This window comes from Nocardiopsis sp. KDC1DS13DA1 (genome assembly GCF_055632325.1).
This window is the reverse complement of record NZ_JBVMUY010000030.1, coordinates 1-22,695: the sequence shown is the minus strand read 5'-3', so window position 1 is coordinate 22,695 and position 22,695 is coordinate 1. Positions and strand designations below refer to the sequence as shown.

Here is a 22,695-nt window from a genome sequence, read left to right as displayed (position 1 = left end):
GGCCGACCCCCGCTCCGGCTCTCCGTCACCAGCGGCCGGTGCGCGCCTGGAGCAGCGACAGCGCGGCCACCCCGGCGGTCGAGGTGCGCAGGACCGTCGGTCCCAGCAGTGCGCGCACGGCACCGGCCGCGGTGAAGGCGTCGATCTCGGCCTCGGAGAAGCCGCCCTCGGGCCCGACGACCAGGACGACCTTCGTCCCCTCCCCGCGGGGAAGGTCCAGTGCGGCCAGGCGCCGGGCACCGTCCTCGTGCAGGACGACGGCGAGGTCGGCCTCGGCCAGCAGCGCGGCCACCGCCGCGCGGTCGGCGAGCCCGGTCACCTCCGGCAACCGACCGCGCCGCGCCTGCTTGGCCGCCTCCCGGGCGGTGGAGCGCCACCTGCCCAGGGACTTGGCCACCCGGTCACCCTTCCACCGGGTGACGCAGCGTTCGGCCGCCCAGGGCACGACGGCGTCCACCCCGGCCTCGGTCATCATCTCCACGGCCAGTTCCCCGCGGTCGCCCTTGGGCAGGGCCTGGACGACGGTCAGGCGCGGGCTGGGTTCCGGTTCCTCCCAGCGTTCGACCACCGAGCAGACGATCCCGTCCTTGGCGACCCCGGTCACCGTGCAGCGGGCACGCCGACCGAGGCCGTCGGACAGGTCCACCGTCTCGCCCTCGCGGATCCGGCGTACGACGGCGGCGTGCCGCCCCTCCGGGCCCGTGACCTCGATCCGGTCGGCCGCCAGGTCGGCGGTGTCGACCAGGAAGACCGCCGGGGTCACTTGGCTCCGAAGGCGTCGCGGATCTTGGCGAAGAACCCGCCGTGGCCGGGGCTGAAGCGCCCGGGCGACTGGTCCTCACCGCGCAGTTCGGCGAACTTGCGCAGCAGCGCCTCCTGCTCCTCGTCGAGCTTGGAGGGGGTCTCCACGTCGACGCGGATGCGCAGGTCGCCGCGGCCGCCGCCGTCGAGGTGGGTGACGCCCTTGTTCGGCAGGGTGATGACGTGACCGGAGTTGGTACCCGGACGCAGGTCGATGTTCTCCGTGCCGTCGAGGGTGTCGAAGGCGAAGGAGGCGCCCAGCGCGGCGGCCGTCATGGGGACGGTCACGGTGCAGTGCAGGTCGTCGCCGCGCCGCTCGAAGGTGGGGTGCGGGCGCTGGACGATCTCCAGGATGATGTCGCCGCGCGGTCCCCCGTTGGGGCCCACCTCGCCCTCACCCGCGAGCTGGATGCGGGTGCCGTCGTCGACCCCGGCCGGGATCTTGACCGTGCGGGTGACCTTCTCCCGCACCCGGCCCTCGCCCGCGCAGTCGGCGCAGGGGTCGGTGATGACCGTGCCCTGGCCCGAGCACTGCGGGCAGGGGCGCGAGGTCATGACCTGTCCGAGGAAGGAGCGCGTGACCTGGGAGACCTCACCCTGGCCGTGGCACATCTCGCACGTGGTGCGGTGCGACCCCGAGGCCGTCCCCTCGCCCTGGCAGGTCTCGCACAGGATCGCCGTGGGGAAGGTGATCTCCTTGCTGACGCCGAACGCGGTCTCCTTGAGGTCCAGCTCGACGCGGATCTTGATGCTGCGTCCGCGCCGGACCCGCTCGCGCGGACCGCGCCCGCCGGGCTGTCCGCCGCCGAAGAACGCGTTCATGATGTCGTCGAACGCGAAGCCGCCCGCGCCGCCGAAGCCTCCGGCGCCGCCGCCGGCCGGAGCGAAGGGGTCCTGGCCCATGTCGAACATCCGGCGCTTGTTCTCGTCGGAGAGGACCTCGTAGGCCTGGGTCACCTCCTTGAAGCGCTCCTGTGTCGCGGGGTCGGGGTTGATGTCCGGGTGCAGCTCGCGCGCGAGCCTCCGGTACGCCTTCTTGATCTCGTCCTTGGACGCGTCACGACGCACCCCGAGAACCTGGTAATAGTCTCTGGCCACTGAGTTACTGCCCTGCCAAAATCTGTCCGACATACCGGGCAACCGCGCGTACGGCGCCCATCGTTCCCGGGTAATCCATCCGGGTGGGGCCCACGACTCCGATCTTGGCCAGCGACTGGTTTCCCACGCCGTAGTCGGCCGACACGATGGAGGTGGAGCGCAGGCCCTCGTGGAAGTTCTCCTCACCGATGCGCACGGTCAGCATCGAGGGATCCTTCGCCTCACCCAGCAAACGGATGAGGACCATGTTCTCTTCCAGCGCTTCCAGCACGTCCCGCAGACTGGCCGCGAAGTCCACCGCCGCGAGGTTGGCGGTGCCCGCCAGGACGATCTTCTCCTCGTGGCGCTCCACGAGGCTCTCCAGCAGGATCGACAGGACCGCCACCGCCATGCGGCGGTGCTCCGGGTCGACCTGCGCCGGCAGGTCGTCCACCGCGTCGGGGACGTCGCCGAGGAGGCGCCCCGCGATGGCCCGGTTCAGCATCGCCCGCAGGTCGTTGACCGCGCTCTCACTGACCGTCCCCAGCCCGTCGATGACCCTCTGCTCGACCCTACCCGTGTTGGTGATCACGACCATCATGAGCCGTGGCCCGCCCAGGGGCACCAGTTCCACGTGCTGCACCGACGAACGGGTCAGGGACGGGTACTGGACGATCGCCACCTGGCGCGTGAGCTGCGCCAGCAGACGCACCGTACGCGCGACGATCTCGTCGAGGTCCACCGCACCCGTGAGGAAGGACTCGATGGCCCTCCGTTCGGCGACCGAGAGCGGCTTGACCGAGGAGAGACGGTCCACGAAGAGCCGGTAGCCCTTGTCCGTGGGCACACGCCCCGCACTGGTGTGCGGCTGGGTGATGTAGCCGTCCTCCTCCAGGGCGACCATGTCGTTGCGGATGGTCGCGGGTGAAACCCCGAGGCGGTGCCGGTCCGCGAGGGCTTTGGAGCCAACGGGTTCGTTGGTGTTGACGAAGTCCTCGACGACGGCACGCAGGACCGCGAGCTTGCGCTCATCCAGCAACTCGCCACCTCCTGGCACTCCGTGGTCCTCAGTGCTAATTCTAAGCCCGGCCGCAAACGAGGTCCGCTACCGACGGGTAGTAGCGCTCCCGGCGGTCCCCGGCCCGCACCCGCCGGGCGCGTCCCGACCGGGTCCGGGCCGCGCCGGGAAGGGCGGCACCCCGGGCGCGGCCCCCACCAGTAGACTGCACGACCGTGGCACCTAAGGGAACCGGCCGCTACGGCCGTGACGTTCTGGCCCAGGACTGGCGGCGCCCCGGGCGGCGGGAGGTCCCCGAGACACCGCTGAGCAGGGACCTGGTCGTGGAGGACGCCGAGGAGACCTTCTGCGGCGCCGTGGTGGCCTGGGACAAGGCGACCGTGACCCTGGAGGACCGGCACGGACGGCGCCGGGTGTTCGACCTGGAACCGGCGGCCTTCCTCGTCGACGGGCGGCCGGTCACACTGGTGCGCCCCGCGGCCGCGCCGGGGGGACCGCTGCGCAGCGCGTCCGGCTCGATCGCGGTGACGGACGCCCGGGCGCGTACCGCACGGCAGAGCCGGATCTACGTCGAGGGCGCGCACGACGCCGAACTCGTGGAGAAGGTCTGGGGGCACGACCTCCGTGTGGAGGGTGTGGCCGTAGAGTTCCTGGAGGGGGTCGACGACCTTCCCTCGATCGTCGCGGACTTCTCCCCCGGTCCCGGCCGCCGGTTGGGAGTGCTGGTGGACCACCTCGTTCCCGGCTCCAAGGAGAGCAGGATCGCCGGGCGGGTGCGCGGCGATCACGTCCTGGTCGTCGGCCACCCCTACGTCGACGTCTGGCAGGCGGTACGTCCCCGGAGCCTGGGTATCAGGCGCTGGCCCGAGGTGCCCCGGGGCACGCCCTGGAAGGAGGGGGTCGTCCGCGCGCTGGGATGGCCGGTGGAGACCGGTGAGGCCTGGCGCAGGATCCTGGGGTCGGTGCGCTCCTACGCCGATCTGGAGCCGTCGCTGCTCGGTCGGGTCGAGGAGCTCATCGACTTCGTCACCGGTCCGCATCCGGACGAACACCGGGACGTGCCCGGCGGACGTACGCCCTAGGATTCACTCCAGGCGACGGCGAGGACACAGCGTCCGGTCGTGCCGGTCGCCCGTCTCGGCCCCTCCCCGGTCGTCGGCACAGCCCCCACAGACAACAACCGCCCCTCAGCAGCGGAGCCAAGGAAGAGCATGAGCGAGACCCCGACGAACCCCCCGTCCCCGGAGGACCCCCAGGGCCAGCAGCCCGCGCCTCCCCAGCAGTCTCCGCAGCAACAGGAACAGCCCCCGCAGCAGGCGAACCCGCAGTCACCTGTCCAGCCCCAGGCGTACGCCCCCCAGCCGGAGGCCGACCAGCCCTCGGGGGGTCAGCCGCCGTACGCCCCCCAACCGGAGGCCGACCAGCCCTCGGGGGGTCAGGCGGTGTTCGGACAGCCGTCGGGCGGGCAGTCCCCCCACGCCCCCGGCCCCGAACAGCAGGGCTTCCAGGCGCCCGCGCCCGACCCGGCGCAGCAGCAGTTCCAGGGCCGGCCCGGGCAGCACCAGCAGCCGTCGGGCGGCCAGCAGGGCTTCGCGCCGCCCCCGGGTCCGGGGCAGCCCCACCAGCAGGGGTACGCCCAGCAGCCGCCCGCCCCGCAGGGGTACGCCCAGCCCGCGGCCGAGCAGTCGCCGTACGCGCCCCCGCCCGGTGCGGGTCAGCCCCCCGTCCACGGCCAGTTCTCCGGCGGCCAGCCTCCCCACGCCCCCGGACAGCCCCAGGCGTACCCCCAGCATCCGGAGGCCGCCCAGCAGGCGTTCACCCCGCAACCGGGACAGCCGGGCCAGCCCGTGCAGCCCCCGTTCCCGGGCGGTCCGGCCGCCTACGGACAGCCCGGCGTCCAGGGTCGGGCACCGATGGGCGGCGGGGACGACGGCACCCTGGTGTCGATGATGGCGCACCTGTCCGGGTTCGTGATCGCGTTCCTGGGCTGGATCCCCCCGCTGGCGATCTACCTGGCCAAGCGCAACCAGTCCCCGGTCGTCCGCCACCACGCGTCCGAGGCGGCGAACTTCCAGCTCACCCTGCTCATCCCCTACGTCTTCGCCTGCGTGGTCTTCGTCGGACTGGGTATCTTCTTCCCAGGGCTGGCCTGGATCGGGTCCGTGCTGATCGCCCTGATCTGGATCCTCGCGATCGTCTTCGGGGTCACGGGCGCCTCCAGGGCCAACAAGGGAACCACGTACCGCTACCCGATGAGCATCCGTCTCCTGAAGTAGTCCCCCCGCCAGTGTCTGAGTGAGTCAGCACGAAGGGACACCGCCATGTCGCACCCGAACACACCACCTCCGGAGGAACCCGACGACCGGGGGCGGCGGCAGGAGGGCCAGGAAGGCGCCGGCGGGCAGCCGCCGCCCCCCGGCCCGCAGGGCGGCGCCCAGCCCGGGTACGGACCCGCTCCGGGCGCGTACCCGCCCGGGCAGGAGCCCGGCCACGGTCCGCCTCCCGGTGGCTACGCGCACGGCGGGTACCAGCAGGGCGGATACCCGCAGGGGGGATACCCTCCCGGCGGATACCCGCAGGGCGGCTTCGAGCCCTCCTCGGCCACGACCGGCCAACCCAACCAGGCCGAACGCCAGATGGGTCTGATCACCCACCTGGGCGGCGGTCTGGCCGGGTTCTTCTTCTCGGGGTTCGGCTGGGTCGTTCCGTTGATCGTGTTCCTCGTCAAGAAGGACGAGTCGCCGTTCGTCCGTGACCAGTCGGTCCAGGCGCTCAACTTCCAGATCCTCGTCACGATCGGCATCGTGGTGTCCTGGCTGTTGACGATCGTGCTCATCGGCATTCTGACGTGGGTGGTCGTCGCCGTGGTCTGTCTGGTCTTCGGCATCCTCGGCGGCGTGGCCGCCAACCGGGGCGAGTGGTACCGCTACCCGTTCAACGTCACCTGGGTGAAGTAGCCCGCGCCCCGCCGGGTCAGGTCAGGTCACGGACCACGGCGTCGGCGAGCAGGCGCCCCCGGCGGGTCAGGACGGCGCGTCCCGCGTCGTGGGCGGCGGCGTCGAGCAGACCCTCCGCCACGGCGCGCCGCGCCGCCACGCGCCCGTGCGGCTCCAACAGGTCCAGCGGGCACCCGTCCGCCACCCGCAGTTCCAACAGGACGCGCTCGAACCGGCGCTCCTCGGCCGTGAGGACCTCACGCGCCTGACCGGGGCTCGATCCCGCCGCGAGGCGCGCCGCGTAGGCGGCGGGGTGCTTGACGTTCCACCAGCGGGTGCCGCCGACGTGGCTGTGCGCGCCCGGGCCGACCCCCCACCAGTGGCCGCCGGTCCAGTACAGCAGGTTGTGCCGACTGCGCCCCTCGGGACTGCGCGCCCAGTTGGACACCTCGTAGGGGGTGAACCCCGCCTTGGCGAGGGCCTCGTCGGCCATGAGGTAGCGGTCGGCCATGCTGTCGTCGTCGGGCTCGGCGAGTTCGCCCCGGCGGACGCGGGCGGCCAGACGGGTCCCCTCCTCCACGATCAGCGAGTAGGCCGACACGTGGTCGGGGTCGGCCGAGACCGCGGCCTCCAGGGAGGCGGCCCAGTCGTCGTCGTCCTCGCCCGGGGTGCCGTAGATCAGATCGAGGTTGACGTGCTCGAACCCCGCCGCGCGAGCCCAGGCGACGCACTGCTCCGGCCGCCCGGGGGTGTGCCCGCGCTCCAGGATCCGCAGTACGTGCGGCCGGGCGCTCTGCATCCCGAAGGAGACCCGGGTGAACCCGGCCTCGCGCAGCCGCGCCAGGTAGCCGGGGTCGACGGTCTCCGGGTTGGCCTCCGTGGTCAGTTCGGCGTCGGCCGTGAGACCGAAACGGTCGCGGATCGCGGCGACGATCCGGCCCAGATCCTCCGCCGGAAGCAGGGTCGGTGTCCCCCCGCCGACGAACACCGTGCTCACCCGTGGGCGGTCACCGCGCAGGACGCGGTCGGCCAGTACGACCTCCGCGACCGCCTGGTCGGCGTAGGTCTCGCGGGAGGCCGTGGCGGTCCCGTCGCGTGAGACCAGTTCGTCGGCGGTGTAGGTGTTGAAGTCGCAGTAGCCGCAGCGTGTGACGCAGAACGGCACGTGGACGTAGAACCCGAGTGGCCGCTCGCCGAGCTCGGCGAGCGAGGGCGCTGGCAGGTCCCCGGTCCGCGGGACGGGATCACCGTCAAGGGCAACGGAAGGCATAACACCAGTGTCGCCGACCCGAGGGCGTGCTCATGCTGGCTCGCTGTGTCCATGCGCCCTCGCGGGCTCGGCCGGGGCTCGGAGCGCCAAGAACGGTGTTCTTCGTCCTCGGCCTCGCCTGCCGCTCGTTCCTCGCTCACGGCTCACCTCGTCCTGCACAACCCCGCACACCCCTCGCAGTGTCCACGCGCCCCCGCAGGCCCGGCCGGGGCTCGGAGCGCCAAGAACGGTGTCACACGCGCGGGGCCGCCTGCCGGGCGGTGCGCGCGCCGTCCGCGGCGTTCGCCTCGGCCGGGGCGGCCACCCGGGCCTGGAGGGGGGCGGTGGCGGGGGACGGAGCGACGGCCGTGGAGCCGCGCACGATCAGCTCGGGATCGAACAGGTACTCGGTGTGGGAGACGGGGTGCCCGGCGATCTCGTCGCACAGGGCGCGGACCGCCGCCAGCGCCATCGCGCTGACCGGTTGGCGGACCGTGGTCAGCGGCGGGTCGGTGAACGCGATGAGCTGGGAGTCGTCGAAGCCGACCACCGAGAAGTCCTCGGGGACGCGCAGTCCGCGCTGGCGGGCGGCCCGGATGGCGCCCAGGGCCATCATGTCGGAGCCGCAGACCATCGCGGTGACACCGCTCTCGACGAGCCGGGTGGCCGCGGCGTGACCGCCCTCGACGCCGAACAGGGACAGCTCCACGAGGTCGTCTCCGTCCAGGCCGTGCTGGGCCAGCGCCTGGCGGTAGCCGTCGAGCTTGCGGCGGACGGGGACGTAGCGCTCGGGTCCGCTGGTGAAGCCGATCCGCGTGTGTCCCAGCGCGACCAGGTGGTTGACGGCCTGGCGACCCGCCTCCCGGTCGTCGCAGGAGATGAACGCGGCGGGGATCGTGTCGGCGTACCCGTTCACGAGCACGATGGGCAGGCGGCGGGTGACGAGGGCCTGGTAGCGCTCGTGCGAGGCGGAGGTGTCGGCGTGGCGGCCGGAGACGAAGAGGATCCCGGAGACGTTGCGCTCCAAAAGGAGCTCCACGTACTCGTCCTCCGTTATCCCGCCGGGGGTCTGGGTGCACAGGACGGGGGTGTAGCCGCGCTGGGCGAGGGCGCCCTCGGCCGCCTGGGCGAACATCGGGAAGACCGGGTTCTCCAGTTCCGGGATGACCATGCCGACGAGTCCCGCCGAGCGCTGCCGCAGCCGTGCGGGGCGCTCGTAGCCGAGGACGTCCAGTGCCGTCAGGACAGCCTTGCGGGTGTCGCTGCCGACGCCGGGCTTGTCGTTGAGCACCCGCGAGACCGTCGCCTCGCTGACGCCTGCGTGCCGCGCGATGTCGGCAAGTCGTGGACCCATGCGGACAACTCTAGTCGAGATCACCGTCACACGATCGCAAGTAAGCGGTAATCTTGCGCAAGAAGTTGCAGACGCCCACTGGGAAGGACCCCCGTTCATGGAGTTCCAGGCACACTGGTGGCGCGACGCCGCCATCTACCAGATCTACGTGCGCAGCTTCGCCGACTCCAACGGCGACGGGGAGGGCGATCTGGCCGGCATCCGCGAGCGCCTCCCCCACCTCGTCGGACTGGGGGTCGACGCGATCTGGCTGACGCCCTTCTACGTGTCCCCGCTCGCCGACGGCGGGTACGACGTCGCCGACTACCGCGACGTGGATCCGCGCTTCGGCACACTGGAGGACTTCGACGCCCTGCTCACGGCCGCCCACGACCTCGGCGTCCGCGTGATCATCGACATCGTGCCCAACCACTCCTCCTCGGCGCACCGCTGGTTCCGCGAGGCCGTGGCGGCCGAACCGGGCGCCCCCGAGCGGGCCCGCTACCTGTTCAGGGACGGCCTGGGCCCCGACGGCGAACAGCCGCCCAACAACTGGAAGTCGATCTTCGGCGGCCCGGCGTGGACCCGCCTGAAGCGCCCCGACGGCACGCCCGAGCAGTGGTACCTGCACCTGTTCGACGCCGAACAGCCCGACTTCGACTGGACCAACCAGGAGGTCCACGACGAGTTCGACGACGTGCTGCGGTTCTGGCTGGAGCGGGGCGTGGACGGGTTCCGCATCGACGTCGCGCACGGCATGGTCAAGGACCCGGCCCTGCCCGACATCGCCGAGGACGCCAAGGCCGACCTGCTCGACGGCAGCACGACCCTGCCCTACTTCGACCAGGACGGCGTGCACGAGATCTACCGCCGCTGGGCGGCGATCGCCGCCGGGTACCCCGGCGACCGCGCCCTGGTGGCCGAGGCCTGGGTGGAGGACGCCGACCGGATCGCCCGGTACCTGCGCCCCGACGAGCTGCACCAGGCGTTCAACTTCGAGTACCTGACCGCTCCGTGGGAGGCCGCCCGCCTGCGTGAGGTCGTCGACCGCTCACTGGCCGCCAACGGTGCGGTGGGGGCCCCGACCACGTGGGTGCTGTCCAACCACGACGTGACCCGCCACGTGACCCGCTTCGGCGGGGGCGAGCAGGGTCTGCGCCGGGCGCGCGCCGCCACGCTGCTCATGCTGGCCCTGCCCGGGTCGGTCTACCTGTACCAGGGCGAGGAACTGGGGCTTCCCGAGGTCACCGACCTGCCCGAGGACGCGTTGCAGGACCCGACGTGGGAGCGCTCGGGCCGGACCGAACGCGGCCGCGACGGCTGCCGGGTGCCGCTGCCGTGGACGGAGGGATCCTCCCCCTGCGGCTTCGGCCCCGAGGGCTCCGAGCCGTGGCTGCCCATGCCGGAGGGGTGGGGCGGGCTCTCCCGCGCCGCCCAGAGCGGTGTCGAGGGTTCGACACTGGAGCTGTACACGCACGCGCTGCGGCTGCGGCGCGAGCTGGACGCGCTCGGCGACGGGTCCATGACCTGGCTGGACGCACCCGAGAACGTGCTGTACTTCGAGCGCGAACCGGGTGTGCGGTGCGCGGTCAACCTCGGCGGCGAGCCGGCGGGTATCGCGGCCGACGGTGAGGTGCTCGTCGCCAGCGGCCCGGTGGAGGGGCCCTCCGAGGGTTGCCTGACGCTGCCCGGCGACACGGCCGTGTGGCTCCGGGCCTGACCGCCGGGGAGGGGGCGGTGCCGAACGGCCGGCACCGCCCCCTCCCCACTCCCCGCCCACGACATGCGACGACACCCCGGAGCCACGGAGGCGTCACGCGCCGTCGGTACTCCACCGGTCTGTTTCCCGGACGTTTCCGCATCTTTATCCAGAGGGCCTGCAAATCCTTTCAATCTTTGCAAGTTATTGCTAATGTCACATCACCGCGCATGACGTGACACACCCGGCTCCCGGACCAGCACGTGCGCGCCCCCATCTGTACGGCCTCCCGGAGGGAACACACCATGAGATTCCGCAGCGCACCGGCGTTCGCAGGTCTCGCCGCGATCGCCCTGGCGGCGACCGCCTGCGGCGGCGACACGGGCGACGGCGGTGAGACCACGGCCCAGGGAGAACTCGTCGTCTGGACCGACCCCGAGCGCGCCGACGCCGTCCAGGCCGCGGCCGAGCAGTTCTCCGAGGCCAACGGCATCGACGTCAGTGTGGACAGCGTGGCCTTCGAGGACATGCAGGGGGACGTGCTCAACGCCCACCAGGCCGGAAACGCCCCGGACATCTTCATCGGCGCCCACGACTGGACCGGCAACCTGGTGCGCAACGGCGCCGTCCAGCCCATCGAACTGCCCCAGGACCGGGCGGCCCTGCTCGACGAGACCTCTCTGGAGGCCATGTCGTTCGACGGCCAGCTCTTCGGCGTCCCCTACGCCCAGGAGAACCTCTTCCTGCTGCGCAACACCGCGCTCGCGCCGGACGCCCCGCAGACCTTCGAGGAGATGGTCGAGGTCGGCACCCGGCTCCAGGACGACGGCGAGGTCAGCGAGGTCCTGTCCATGGCGGTCGGCCAGGAGGGCGACCCCTACCGGATGAACACCCTGTTCACCTCGGCCGGCGGATACCTGTTCGGACAGGACGACACCGGCACCTGGGACCCGGGCGACCTCGGGGTCGGCACCGACGAGTCGATCGAGGCGATGGAGCGGGTCGCCGAGTACGGCGAGGAGGGCGAGGGCGTGCTCCGCCGCTCCATCACCACCCAGAACGACGCGGCGCTGTTCTTCGACGAGGAGACCGCCTTCTTCGTCGCGGGCCCGTGGAACCTGGCCGACGCCGACGAGTCGGGCGTCGAGTACGCGATCAGCCCCGTCCCCGGGTTCGAGGACGGCGGCCCCGCCCGCCCCTACATCGGCTACCAGTCCTTCTTCGTGACCGAGGGCAGCGCCAACTCCGCGCTCGCCGAGGAGTTCGTGACCACCCTCGTCACCGACACCGACTTCATCCTCGGCCTGTACGGGGCCGACCCGCGTGTGCCGGTCCAGTCCGACGCCCTGGAGAGCGTCTCGGCGGACGACCCCAACATCTCCGCGATCGCCGAGGCGGGCGCCGAGGGCATGCCGATGCCCTCCATCCCGGAGATGGGTGAGACCTGGCAGCCGCTGGGCGTCGCGCAGGCCGAGATCATCGGCGGCGGGGACGTGCGCGAGGCGATGGAGGCCGCGGCGCAGACGATCTCCGAGCAGATCGGCGAGTAGTCGTGGCGGTCTCCGGTTCCGACAAGGAGGGCGCCCCCGTGAGCGGGGCGCCCGCCCGTCCGTCGCCCTCCACCACCCGCGACGGACGCCCCGGGCGCGGTTCCTCCCGTTCCCCGCTGCCGGGCGGGCGCTGGGCCCGCGACGGGTCGCTGGCGGGACAGGTCGTCAAGATCGGCCTGCTGGGTCTGTTCACCGCCCTGGGCGCGTGGGCGCTGCTCCCCCTCTACCTGGGCGGCAACTGGCTCGGCATCGGCCTGGTCCTCGCCGTACTGGGCCTCGTCTACTACGTCTACCTGTCCAGGCGCACGGTCCCGGCCAAGTACCTGGTGCCCGGGGTACTGTTCCTGGTCGCCTTCCAGATCCTGCCGGTGCTCTACACGATGAGCACCTCGGTGACCAACATGAGCGACGGTCACCGAGGCGGCAAGGAACAGGCGATCAGCGCCATCGAGTCCATGTCCGTGACCCGGACGGCCGACTCCCAGGAGTACGCCCTGACCGTCGCCACCACGGGCGACCCCGAGACGGGACCGCTGGTCTTCCTGCTCACCGGCCCCGAGGGCGGGACCCACGTCGGAACCACCGACGGGCTCGACGACCTCGACGGCGCCACGGTCGACCCGGCCTCCGGGCGGATCACCGAGGCGTTCGGCTACACGGTCCTCACCCCGGCCCAGGTCAACGCACGCAGCGACGAGCTGGAGGAGTTCGCGGTCCCGACCGACAGCGGTACGGGCATCCGCTCCAGCGGCCTGTCGACCGCCTTCGAGGGAAGCGCGGCGCGCGTCTACGACGCCGGGTGCGACTGCGTGACCGACACCGAGACCGGCCGGGTCTACACCGCGGACGACGAGCGGGGCGCGTTCGTCGACGGGGAGGGCGACCGGCTCCCGCAGGGCTGGCAGGTGGACGTGGGCCTGGACAACTTCGCCCGCTTCCTGCTCAACCCGTCCTTCGCCTCGTCGTTCTTCGGCATCCTGGTGTGGAACATCGTCTTCGCCGTCGCCGTGACGTCCCTGGTCTTCGTGGTGGGACTGGCCGTGGCGCTGACCCTGCACGTGCCCCGCATGCGCGGCAAGGTCGTGTACCGGATCCTGGTGGTCCTGCCCTACGCCATGAGCTCGCTGGCCATGTACCTGCTGTGGCGGGACATGTTCAACACCGACTTCGGTCTGTTCAACCGCGTGCTCGGGCTCGACGTGGACTGGTTCGGCAACCCGTGGAGCGCACGCGGCGCGGTCATCCTCGCCAACGTGTGGCTCGGCTACCCGTACATGTTCCTCGTGGCCACGGGCGCGCTCCAGGCCATCCCGCGCGAGCTGGTCCAGGCGGCGCGGATCGACGGCGCGAACGCCTGGCAGTCCTTCCGGCACGTCACGCTGCCCCTGCTCATGGTGGCGATGACCCCGATCCTGGTCGCCGTGTTCGCGTTCAACTTCAACAACTTCAACGCCGTGTGGCTGCTGACCCGCGGCGGCCCGCTCTCCGCGGACAACTCCACCGCCGGGGCGACGGACCTGCTCATCACCTACACGTACCGGTTGGCGTTCAACGAGGCCACCGCCCAGTACGGGTACGCGGCCGCGCTGTCGGTGATGATCTTCCTCATCGTCTCCGTGATCTCGGTGGTGAGCCTGTGGCGGAGCCGGGCACTCAAGGAGGTGGACTGATGACGGCGCACACCGCCGAGGCGGCGCCGCTCCGCCACCGGCGCTCCGCGGCGACGGGGTTCGCGCTGTGGGCGGCCCGTCTGGGCTGGCGGCACGCGGTCATGTGGCTGGTCGCGGGCTTCGCGCTCTTCCCCGTACTGTTCGTGGTCTCGGCCGCGCTCAACCCGCTCGGCACGCTGAGCAGCGCGGAGCTGCTGCCGACCGGGGCGAGCCTGGAGAACGCGCGGGACCTGTTCCGGAACACGCCGTTCGCCACGTGGTACGCCAACTCGCTGTTCTTCGCGCTGACCAACGCGGCCGTGACGGTGCTGCTGTCCGCGCTGGCGGCGTACGCGTTCAGCCGGATGCGGTTCCGCGGACGGCGCGTGGGGCTGATCGGGCTCCTGGTCATCCAGATGTTCCCGCAGTTCCTGGCGATCGTGGCGATCTACCTGATGTTCTCCGGCATCGGCGAGTACTACCCCTCGATCGGCTTCGACACCCGCTGGGGACTGCTGCTCGTGTACCTCGGAGGCGCGCTCAGCATCAACACGTGGCTGATGAAGGGGTTCTTCGACACCGTCCCCAAGGAACTGGACGAGTCGGCCCAGATGGACGGGGCCACACACGCGCAGGTGTTCTTCCGGATCATGCTTCCGCTGGTCACGCCGGTCCTGGCGATCGTGGCACTGCTGGTGTTCATCGCCACCATCAACGAGTTCCTGATGGCGAGCGTGTTCCTGCGCGACACGGACGCCAAGACGCTCGGGCTGGGGCTCTACCAGCTGGTGGCCTCACAGCGCAACGCCAACTTCGGGATGTTCGCGGTGGGTGCGATCATGCTGTCCCTGCCGACCCTGGCGGTGTTCTGGTTCCTCCAGCGCTACATCACCGAGGGCCTGACCTCCGGGGCGGTCAAGGGCTGACGGCCCGCGCGTAGGCGAGGAACCGGGGGCGCATCCCGCGCGGGATGCGCCCCCGGTCGTACCCGCGCTGCGTCGCGGGCTCGCGGGCACGGACCGTGCGTTCCGTGGAGCGGGTCGGCCCGACTACTTCTTCTTCTTGTCGTCGCCGCCGCCGCCGGCGTCGGTGGACAGGGCGGAGATGAAGGCCTCCTGGGGGACCTCCACGCGGCCGACCATCTTCATGCGCTTCTTGCCCTCCTTCTGCCGCTCCAGCAGCTTGCGCTTACGGCTGATGTCACCGCCGTAGCACTTGGCGAGCACGTCCTTGCGGATGGCGCGGATGTTCTCACGGGCGATCACCCGGGCGCCGATGGCCGCCTGGACGGGCACCTCGAACTGCTGCCGCGGGATGAGCTCGCGCAGCTTCTTGGTCATCTCGACGCCGTACGCGTACGCCTTCTCCTTGTGCACGATCGCCGAGAAGGCGTCCACCGCCTCGCCCTGGAGCAGGATGTCCACCTTGACCAGGTCGGCCTCCTGCTCACCGGTGGGCTCGTAGTCGAGCGAGGCGTAGCCCTTGGTACGCGACTTCAGGTGGTCGAAGAAGTCGAAGACGATCTCGGCCATGGGCAGCGTGTACCGCATCTCCACACGGTCCTCGGACAGGTAGTCCATGCCGTGGAGGGTGCCGCGCCGGTCCTGGCACAGTTCCATGATCTGGCCGATGTAGTCGGAGGGACTGAGCACGGTCCCCTTGACGACGGGCTCGAAGATCCTGTCGATCTTCCCGCTGGGGAACTCGCTGGGGTTGGTCACCACGTGCTCGGTGCCGTCCTCCATCTCCACGCGGTAGATCACGTTGGGCGCGGTGGAGATGAGGTCGAGGTTGAACTCGCGCTCCAGGCGGGCACGGGTGATCTCCAGGTGCAGCAGGCCGAGGAAGCCGCAGCGGAAGCCGAAGCCGAGCGCGGCGGAGGTCTCCGGCTCGAACACCAGTGAGGCGTCGTTGAGCTGGAGCTTCTCCAGGGCGTCGCGCAGCACCGGGTAGTCGGTGCCGTCGATCGGGTACAGGCCGGAGAAGACCATCGGCTTGGGTTCCTGGTACCCGGCGAGCATCTCGGTCGCGGGAGCGGCCAGGGAGGTGATGGTGTCACCGACCTTGGACTGGCGCACGTCCTTGACGCCCGTGATGATGTAGCCGACCTCGCCGACGCCCAGGCCGCCGCACTTCTTGGGCTCGGGCGCGCTGACGCCGATCTCCAGGATCTCGTGGGAGGCCTTGGTCGACATCATCTGGATGCGCTCGCGGGGGCTGAGCTTGCCGTCGACCACCCGGACGTAGGTGACCACACCCCGGTAGGTGTCGTAGACCGAGTCGAAGATCATCGCGCGGGCGGGCGCGTCGGCGTCGCCGACGGGCGGCGGCACCTGGTTGACGATCTCGTTGAGCAGCTCCTCGACGCCCTCACCGGTCTTGGCGCTGACCTTGAGCACGTCGGAGGGCTCGCAGCCGATGATCCCGGCGATCTCCTCGGCGTACTTCTCCGGCTGCGCGGCCGGGAGGTCGATCTTGTTGAGCACCGGGATGATGGTGAGGTCGTTCTCCAGCGCCATGTAGAGGTTGGCGAGGGTCTGCGCCTCGATGCCCTGAGCGGCGTCCACCAGCAGGAGGGCGCCCTCGCAGGCGGCCAGCGAGCGCGAGACCTCGTAGGTGAAGTCGACGTGGCCGGGGGTGTCGATCAGGTCGAGCGTGTACGTCCTGTCGTCGAGGGCGGTGAAGGGGATCCGCACCGCCTGCGACTTGATGGTGATGCCGCGCTCGCGCTCGATGTCCATGCGGTCCAGGTACTGGGCGCGCATCTGACGGTCCTCGACGACCCCGGTGATCTGGAGCATCCGGTCGGCCAGCGTCGACTTGCCATGGTCGATGTGCGCGATGATGCAGAAGTTGCGGATCAGCGCGGGATCGGTCCAGTTCGGCTGTGCCACCGTGCTCCGTTCACAGGTTGGGTCCGGGTCCCGGGCGGGCCCTGGGCGCCGCCCCGCCGCGGCTCGGTCCGACGGCGTCGTCCATCATCCCACGGGGACGGGGCCGTCCTCTCCGTGGACGGCCGCGGCCCGTACGGCAGTATGGGCCGCGGGTTCGGGACTGGTGTCCAGATTATGCGACGTGGGGCCGGGAACGGGCCGTCGGGGAGCGCGCCGGGCGCGCGGAGGCGACAACCGGGAGGAGACGGTCCGTTGAGGTGGCTTCTGACACGGGTACTGGCCGGACTGGCGGCCGTCGTGGTGGTGCTGGTGGGGGCGGCGGCGCTCCTGGGCTACCAGTTCACGGGGGATCCCGCGCCGTGGGCGGCGTCGCAGGGCGCCGACGCGGCGTGGGTGGGTTCGTGGGAGGACACCGACACGCTGGACGCCCTGCTGGCGACCGGCGGGGTGAACACGGTGTACGTGTACGCGGGCGACATCGGCTCCGACGGGAGCGTCGAACGCGAGCCCGGCACCGGTGACCTGCTGTCGTGGCTGGAGGCGGAGTACCCGGACGTGCGGGCGCTGGCGTGGCTCCGGCACGTGGCGGAGGGCTCCTCGCTGATCCGGGACCGGTTCGACGAGGAGGCCGGGGCGGCGCTCGCGGCCGGAGCCGCCGAGGTCGCCGCGGACGGTTTCGCCGGTCTGCACCTGGAGATCCGGCCCGTGACCGTCAACGACCCCTCGGTGCCGGAACTGATGGGCAGGGTGCGGGAGGCGCTGGGCGAGGACGCGGTGTTCTCGGTCCAGGCCCAGCACGTCGAACTGGTGCCGGGCGGACGCGTGCCCTCGTTCGTGGCCGAGGGCGGGGAGAAGTACTGGTCGACGGGGTACCTGGACCGGGTGACCGAGTACGCGGACGAGATCGTCCTCCCGGGCGTGGGCGCGGACATGCCCATGGGGGTCCTGTACGGGGGGTTCATGGTGCGCCAGGTGACCGAGGGGGTGGAGGCGCTCGCCGACCGGGACGGGGTGACGGTGCGGTTCGGGCTGCCGAGCCACACGAGCGGGCGCTGGGGGCCGGTCGCGGACACCGAGTCGGTCGCGACCGCGCTCACCGGGATCCGCCTGGGGATGACGCGTGTGCAGCCGCCGGAGGGGATGACCCTGGGTGTGGCGCTGTACGTGGCCGACGAGGCGGAGGCGGAGGACCTGGCGGCGTACACGGCGGGGTGGCTGCTCTCGTGAGGCGCCCCGGCCCCGACGCGGGGGCGGGGCCGCGGGGGTGCACGAAGTGGTGTGTATGTACGGCATACTGGAAGTCCGTGTCTCGGACCTCCGTGCTCGAACGAGAGCCCTGAGGACTCACACCCTGTGTCGGCGCCCACGCCGGCCGCTCGCGGTACGGCTGCCCGCGAGCTGGGCCGCTGGTCGGTCCGACGCGATGATCACGATTAACTGGAGCACGTTTTCGCATGGCGAACATCAAGTCGCAGAAGAAGCGCATTCGGCAGAACGAGAAGGCTCGTGTCCGCAACCAGGCGGTGCGCTCTTCGCTGAAGACGGCCATCCGCAGGTTCCGTGAGGCCGCCGAGGCCGGCAACGTCGAGCAGGCCGTCGTCGCCCAGCGCGCCGCCGCGCGTGCGCTGGACAAGGCGCACAGCAAGGGCGTCATCCACAAGAACCAGGCCGCGAACCGCAAGAGTGCGATCGCCCAGCGCCTGCACCAGCTTCAGTCCGCCTAGGGCTGAACCCTGACGGGCGGGGCCCGGTCCGGCGAGCACGCCGGACCGGGCCCCTCGTCGTTTCCGGGTGCGGGCCGGTCACGGGGGCCGTTCCCGTGCGGCGGCGGAGTTGTCCACAGATGGAAATCGGCTGCTGACACCGCGTAGGCACCTTTCTAGCGTTGATGGCATGACCCTTCAGCGCCGTGTCCGACGCCGTCCCTCCGCCCCCGACCCCTGCGAGCGGCTCCGCGCGCTCGCCCCTGGCACCGCCCCCGCCGACGAGTCGCGGCCGCCGGCCCCGCCCGGGGCGCACCCCACCGCCCCGGGTCCGCCTGCCGGCGATGCCGAACAGCCGCCTTTGCGGGTCCCCCCGATCCCAGGCGCCCCCTACGCGGTGGCGGCACCGGAGGCCCCGGGCGCCCGCGCGGGGACCCCTCCGGCCGCGGCGCCGCGCCCCGGGGCCGCACCGCGGGCGACGGACACCGCGTGGGAGTCGGAGGCCGCCGCTCCCACAGCGGAACGGCCCGCCGTCGAGCCCGCGTTCCCCGAGGTCGGCCCCCGGGGCTGCCCCGACCGCCCGCCGTCGGGGTACGAGGAGATCCGCCCGGAACCCCCCGGACCGCTCCTGGCGCGGATCGCCGAGCGGTGGCCGGTCGGGGCCGCCCCGTCCAGGCGTGCCGTGCTCGCCCTGACCGTCCTCGGCCTGATCGCCGTCGGAGCCGCCCTGCTCACCCTGCGCGACCGGCCCGAGGCGGTGACCGCGGAGGTGGTCGCCGCGGCCTCCGCCGCCGAGGCGGGCACCGGAACACCGGATGCGGCCGATGGGGCCCGGAGCGGTGCGGCCGGGACGGGTGGGACGGCTGGCGGTGCCCCTCGGGAGGACCTCGTCGTCCACGTGGGCGGTGAGGTCGCCGAGCCCGGCCTGTACACGGTGCCTCCGGGCTCCCGGGTGGCCGATGCCGTGGCGGAGGCGGGCGGCGCCCTTCCCGACGCCGACCTGGACACCCTCAACCTGGCCCGCCCGCTGGTGGACGGCGAACAGGTCCTGGTGGGTGTGCCGTCCGCCGGGAGCGTGGGCGAGGCTCCGGCGGCGGGGCGACCGGTGGACGTCAACCGGGCCGACGTCACCGCGTTGATGATGCTTCCCCGGATCGGCGAGGTCATCGCCGCCGAGATCGTCGCCCACCGGGAGGCGCACGGCCCCTTCGCCAGCGTCGACGCCCTGGTCGAGGTGAACGGCATCGGGGACCGGACCCTGGAGACCCTCCGACCGTACGTGACGGTGGGGTGAGTGCGGTGGCGACATGGCTCGGAACGGACGCCCTGGGCCTGCGACACCCGCCCGACCTGCGGCTGCTCCTCCCGGCTGTCGCGGCGTGGCTCGCCGCCCTGGGTGCGTTGTCGGCACCGCCGCGGGTGGCGTGGACCCTCGCGGTGGTCGCCGGGTGCGTCGCGGTGGGGGTGTACGCGCGGGCACGGCCCTCGCGGGAGGGCGCGGTCCTCAGCGTCGTGGCCGCCCTGGTCTGCGCGGCGACGGCCGCGGCGGTGACCGGCGCCCACGTGGCGCGGGAGACCGGCAGCGCGGCGGCGCGGGCGGCGGAGGGGGAACGGGAGACCGAGTTCGAGGCGGTCGTCCGCGAGGACCCGCGGTCACGGGCGGGGACGCCCCGCCCCGGGCGCGCGGAGTGGGTGGTCGGCTCCCGCACCACCTGGGTGCGGGTCGACGGTCGGGGTCACGCCTCCCGGGCGCGGGTGGTGGTGCTCGCCTCGGACGCACGGTGGCGCGGCCTGCTGCCGGGTCAGTCCTTCCGGGCCCGGGGCGTGTTCCTCCCGGCGGAGGGCGACACGCTCACCTCGGCACTCGTCCTGGTCCGCGGGCCGCCGGAGCTGGTGGCGGAGCCGAGCGGCCTCCAGTCGCTGGCCGGTCGGGTGCGCGCGGGTCTGCGCGAGGCCGCCTCCGCTCTGCCCCAACCGGAACGCGGGCTGCTCCCCGCACTGGTCGTCGGGGACGTGTCGCTCCTGCGCGAGGAGACCGCCGAGGACTTCCGGGCGACCGGGATGAGCCATCTGCTGACCGTTTCCGGAGCCAATCTCGCTGTGCTGACGGGGTTCGTGCTCGGTCTCGCCCGGTGGCTGCGGGCTCCCCGGTGGTGCTCGGTGGCGGGTGGGGCGCTGATGATCTGGCTGTTCGTCCTGGTGTGCCGACCGGAGCCCAGTGTGGTCCGGGCCGCGTTCATGGGTTCGCTCGCTCTGCTGGCACTGGCGACCGGGCGCTCCCACGCGGCCCTGGGTGCGCTGAGCGTCACCGTGGTGGGTGTCCTGTTCGTCTCCCCCGGGCTGGCGGTCTCCTTCGGGTTCGCGCTGTCGGTCCTGGCCACGGCGGGCATCCTGCTGCTGGTGCCGAACTGGACACGGATGTGGTCGCGGCGGATGCCGCATCCGCTGGCCGAGGCCGTCGCGGTCGCCGTGGCCGCCCAGGTGGCGGTAGCCCCGGTGCTGGTACTGCTGTCGGGGGAGGTGGCGTGGGTGGCGGTACCCGCCAACGTGCTCGCGGCACCGGTCGTGGCGACGGTGACCGTCGCGGGCTTCGTGCTCGCGGTGCTGTCCGTGGCCTGGCCGGCCGGGGCGGCGGTCGCAGCGCACCCGCCCGGATGGGGCGTGGCGTGGATCGCGTGGATCGCGAAGACGGGGGCCCGGGTGCCGTACGGTGCGCTGCCGTGGCGGTCGGACGTGGTGGGCGCCCTGTTCCTGGCCGGGGTCCTGATCGTCCTGGTCCTGGCGCGGGGACGGGTCCTGCGTGTGGTCGCGGCGGTGGTGGTCGCGGTGCTGCTGCTGTTCCTGGCGGCGCGGTGCGTACCCGGAGGGTGGCCGCCGACGGGCTGGGCCCTGGTCGCCTGCGACGTGGGGCAGGGGGACGCGTTCGTACTGTCGGTGGGCGACGGTGCGGCGGTGGTGGCCGACACCGGTGAGGATCCGGCCGTGATGGACGGCTGCCTGGACCGGTTGGGGGTCCGGGAGGTCCCCCTGCTCGTGCTCAGCCACGACCACGCCGACCACGTGGACGGGACACCGGGTGTCCTGCGGCACCGTCGGGTCGACGCGGCGCTGGCCCCGGCCGGGTTCGACGGCACCGCGACCGGTCGGCTGCTCACCGAGGCGGACGTGGAGCTGTGGGAGGGCGAACGCGGACGGTCCCTGCGGGTCGGCCCCTGGCTGCTGCGGGTGCTGTGGCCCCCTCCGGGCCACACCGGGTCGGTCAACGACGGCTCCGTCGTGGTGCGAGCCGACGGTGCGGCGATGTCGGTGCTGTTGACCGGGGACATCGAGGAGGAGGCCCAGGCGGGGCTGCTGGACTCACCGGAGGCCGACCTGCTGCCGGTGACCGTCCTCACCTCCCCGCACCACGGAGCGGGAACCCAGGACCCGGACTTCCTGGCGGCCACCGACCCGGTGGTGACGGTGACGTCGGTCGGCGCGGACAACCCGTACGGGCATCCCTCCCCGCACACGTGGGCGCTGTTGGAGCGGATCGGACGGATCAACCTGCGCACCGACCGCGACGGGGACGTCGCCGTCCTGGGCGGCGGCGACGCCGAGCCCGTGCGGGCCGTGCTGCGGGGGCCCGATCCCGGCCGGTGAGCACGGATGGCGTCCGGCCGGTCGGTGGGGCGTGGCATCCTCGGTGTATGCCTGCACCCGCCCCTGTCACCGTGATCGTCGGTACCGAGGAACTCCTCGTCGACCGGGCCGTGGCCGCCGCGGTCGCGGCGGTCCGCGAGACCGACCCCGACGTGGACGTCCACGACCTCGTGCCCGCCCAGGTCGGTCCGTCCACGCTCGTCGAGGTCACCTCGCCCTCCCTGTTCGGCGACCGTCGTGTGGTGGTGCTGCGTTCCGCCCAGGACCTCACCAAGGATCTGGCGGCGACCGTCACGGACTACCTCAGGGATCCGGCCGACGACGTCCACCTGGTGCTCACGCACGCCGGGGGGGCCAAGGGCAAGGCGCTGCTCCAGGCCGCGGTGAAGGCGGGCGCCCACCGGGTGGAGTGCAAGGGACCGACGAAGGGCCCGGAGCGGGTGGCGTTCGTCAGGAGCGAGTTCTCCGCGGCCGGCCGGCAGATCACGGCGGACGCCGCGCAGGCACTGGTGGACGCGGTCGGGACCGAACTGCGGGAGATCGCCGCGGCGTGCACCCAGCTGATCGCCGACACCGAGGGCCGGGTGGACGCCGCCGCGGTGGCCCGTTACCACTCCGGGAAGGCCGAGGCGTCCGGGTTCTCGGTCGCCGACCGCGCTGTCGAGGGCCGGTTGCCCGAAGCGCTGGAGCAGCTGCGCTGGTCCCTGGCCGTGGGCACCGCCCCGGTGCTGATCAACAGCGCCCTCGCGGGTGCGGTGCGCGGCATCGCCGTGGCCTCCCAGCCCCAGCGGGGCACGAGCGAGGCGGAGCTGGCCAAACGGGCCAAGGTGCCGCCGTGGAAGATGCGCACCCTGCGACAGCAGGCCCGCGGGTGGTCTCCGGCGGGGATCACCCGCGCCATGGGCGTGGTCGCCGAGACCGACGCGCTCATCAAGGGCGCGGGCCGCGACCCCGAGTACGCCCTGGAGCGCGCGGTGATCGAGATCGCCCGGGCCCGCGGCACCCGCTGACGGCGGAAGGTCCTCAGCGGTGTCGGACACCGCCGGGGTTCCTCGCGTGGGAACCGCGCCGCAGGCGTCCGTTGAGGGTGGTGGCGGGTGACGAAGAGGGAGGAACCGCGCCGCAGGCGTCCGTTGAGGGCGGT

The 22,695-nt window shown here is 72.2% G+C and carries 19 protein-coding genes; 12 read left to right on the top strand and 7 right to left on the bottom strand.

All coding sequences use genetic code 11. From position 1 onward, the window contains the following. Positions 1–25 precede the first annotated feature (25 nt). The 3 genes from ACTVAJ_RS19510 to hrcA are packed head-to-tail and all read right to left on the bottom strand — an operon-like array spanning position 26 to position 2,917. Complete coding sequence (locus tag ACTVAJ_RS19510; RefSeq protein WP_470389636.1) at positions 26–763, bottom strand: 16S rRNA (uracil(1498)-N(3))-methyltransferase; 738 nt, start codon at positions 761–763, stop codon at positions 26–28. After that, positions 760–1,899 carry a molecular chaperone DnaJ gene (gene dnaJ, locus ACTVAJ_RS19505; RefSeq protein WP_470389635.1) on the bottom strand — a complete coding sequence of 380 codons (1,140 nt, stop codon included), beginning with the start codon at positions 1,897–1,899 and terminating at the stop codon, positions 760–762. Before dnaJ ends, ACTVAJ_RS19510 begins: the two co-directional genes overlap by 4 nt. A 4-nt stretch (positions 1,900–1,903) precedes the next feature. Then, positions 1,904–2,917 carry a heat-inducible transcriptional repressor HrcA gene (hrcA, locus tag ACTVAJ_RS19500; RefSeq protein WP_470389634.1) on the bottom strand — a complete coding sequence of 338 codons (1,014 nt, stop codon included), beginning with the start codon at positions 2,915–2,917 and terminating at the stop codon, positions 1,904–1,906. Positions 2,918–3,111: 194 nt separating this feature from the next. Between hrcA and ACTVAJ_RS19495 the strand changes: the two genes are divergently transcribed. Then, on the top strand, positions 3,112–3,978 hold the full coding sequence (locus ACTVAJ_RS19495) for a DUF3097 domain-containing protein (protein WP_470389633.1): 867 nt from the start codon (positions 3,112–3,114) through the stop codon (positions 3,976–3,978). Between the two features lie 246 nt (positions 3,979–4,224). Here the strand turns inward: ACTVAJ_RS19495 and ACTVAJ_RS19490 are convergent, their stop codons facing one another. Continuing rightward, a complete protein-coding gene (locus ACTVAJ_RS19490) occupies positions 4,225–4,854 on the bottom strand; it encodes a hypothetical protein (RefSeq protein WP_470389632.1) in 630 nt (209 codons plus the stop codon). Between ACTVAJ_RS19490 and ACTVAJ_RS19485 the strand changes: the two genes are divergently transcribed. Both ACTVAJ_RS19485 and ACTVAJ_RS19480 read left to right on the top strand, forming a co-directional pair. Then, a complete protein-coding gene (locus ACTVAJ_RS19485; RefSeq protein WP_470389631.1) occupies positions 4,843–5,172 on the top strand; it encodes a DUF4870 domain-containing protein in 330 nt (109 codons plus the stop codon). The two genes, ACTVAJ_RS19490 and ACTVAJ_RS19485, sit on opposite strands and share 12 nt — an antisense overlap. Positions 5,173–5,217: 45 nt before the next feature. Beyond that, positions 5,218–5,853, top strand: a complete 636-nt coding sequence (locus tag ACTVAJ_RS19480; protein WP_470389630.1) for a DUF4870 domain-containing protein — start codon at positions 5,218–5,220, stop codon at positions 5,851–5,853. A 16-nt stretch (positions 5,854–5,869) separates the two neighbouring features. Here the strand turns inward: ACTVAJ_RS19480 and hemW are convergent, their stop codons facing one another. Together hemW and ACTVAJ_RS19470 are read right to left on the bottom strand one after the other, a co-directional pair. Next, positions 5,870–7,102: a radical SAM family heme chaperone HemW gene (gene hemW / locus ACTVAJ_RS19475; RefSeq protein ID WP_470389629.1), complete on the bottom strand. Its 1,233-nt coding sequence runs from the start codon at positions 7,100–7,102 to the stop codon at positions 5,870–5,872. A 232-nt stretch (positions 7,103–7,334) separates the two neighbouring features. Then, complete coding sequence (locus tag ACTVAJ_RS19470; protein WP_470389628.1) at positions 7,335–8,435, bottom strand: LacI family DNA-binding transcriptional regulator; 1,101 nt, start codon at positions 8,433–8,435, stop codon at positions 7,335–7,337. A gap of 97 nt (positions 8,436–8,532) precedes the next feature. Between ACTVAJ_RS19470 and ACTVAJ_RS19465 the strand changes: the two genes are divergently transcribed. The 4 genes from ACTVAJ_RS19465 (at position 8,533) to ACTVAJ_RS19450 (ending at position 14,238) form a co-directional block, all read left to right on the top strand. Continuing rightward, complete coding sequence (locus ACTVAJ_RS19465) at positions 8,533–10,134, top strand: glycoside hydrolase family 13 protein (RefSeq protein WP_470389627.1); 1,602 nt, start codon at positions 8,533–8,535, stop codon at positions 10,132–10,134. 284 nt (positions 10,135–10,418) lie between these two features. Next, positions 10,419–11,663: a sugar ABC transporter substrate-binding protein gene (locus ACTVAJ_RS19460; protein WP_470389626.1), complete on the top strand. Its 1,245-nt coding sequence runs from the start codon at positions 10,419–10,421 to the stop codon at positions 11,661–11,663. A 38-nt stretch (positions 11,664–11,701) separates the two neighbouring features. Continuing rightward, positions 11,702–13,333: an ABC transporter permease subunit gene (locus tag ACTVAJ_RS19455; RefSeq protein WP_470389625.1), complete on the top strand. Its 1,632-nt coding sequence runs from the start codon at positions 11,702–11,704 to the stop codon at positions 13,331–13,333. Next, positions 13,333–14,238 (top strand): sugar ABC transporter permease, encoded by a 906-nt coding sequence (locus ACTVAJ_RS19450; RefSeq protein WP_470389624.1) that lies wholly within the window; start codon positions 13,333–13,335, stop codon positions 14,236–14,238. Before ACTVAJ_RS19455 ends, ACTVAJ_RS19450 begins: the two co-directional genes overlap by 1 nt. A gap of 123 nt (positions 14,239–14,361) precedes the next feature. On the opposite strand, the gene lepA is transcribed toward ACTVAJ_RS19450, so the two are convergent. Further along, positions 14,362–16,206, bottom strand: coding sequence for a translation elongation factor 4 (gene lepA / locus ACTVAJ_RS19445; protein WP_470389623.1), 1,845 nt, complete (start codon positions 16,204–16,206; stop codon positions 14,362–14,364). A 252-nt stretch (positions 16,207–16,458) separates the two neighbouring features. Between lepA and ACTVAJ_RS19440 the strand changes: the two genes are divergently transcribed. From ACTVAJ_RS19440 to holA, 5 genes are all read left to right on the top strand, one after another. Then, positions 16,459–17,433, top strand: coding sequence for a hypothetical protein (locus tag ACTVAJ_RS19440; protein ID WP_470389622.1), 975 nt, complete (start codon positions 16,459–16,461; stop codon positions 17,431–17,433). A gap of 227 nt (positions 17,434–17,660) precedes the next feature. Then, the gene (gene rpsT, locus ACTVAJ_RS19435; RefSeq protein WP_017599539.1) at positions 17,661–17,930 is read left to right on the top strand and encodes a 30S ribosomal protein S20; all 270 of its coding nucleotides are present in this window, start codon (positions 17,661–17,663) and stop codon (positions 17,928–17,930) included. Positions 17,931–18,099: 169 nt separating this feature from the next. Then, positions 18,100–19,203: a ComEA family DNA-binding protein gene (locus ACTVAJ_RS19430; protein ID WP_470389621.1), complete on the top strand. Its 1,104-nt coding sequence runs from the start codon at positions 18,100–18,102 to the stop codon at positions 19,201–19,203. A 5-nt stretch (positions 19,204–19,208) separates the two neighbouring features. Next, the gene (locus tag ACTVAJ_RS19425; protein ID WP_470389620.1) at positions 19,209–21,551 is read left to right on the top strand and encodes a ComEC/Rec2 family competence protein; all 2,343 of its coding nucleotides are present in this window, start codon (positions 19,209–19,211) and stop codon (positions 21,549–21,551) included. Between the two features lie 47 nt (positions 21,552–21,598). Beyond that, positions 21,599–22,561 carry a DNA polymerase III subunit delta gene (gene holA, locus ACTVAJ_RS19420; protein WP_470389619.1) on the top strand — a complete coding sequence of 321 codons (963 nt, stop codon included), beginning with the start codon at positions 21,599–21,601 and terminating at the stop codon, positions 22,559–22,561. Positions 22,562–22,695 lie beyond the last annotated feature (134 nt).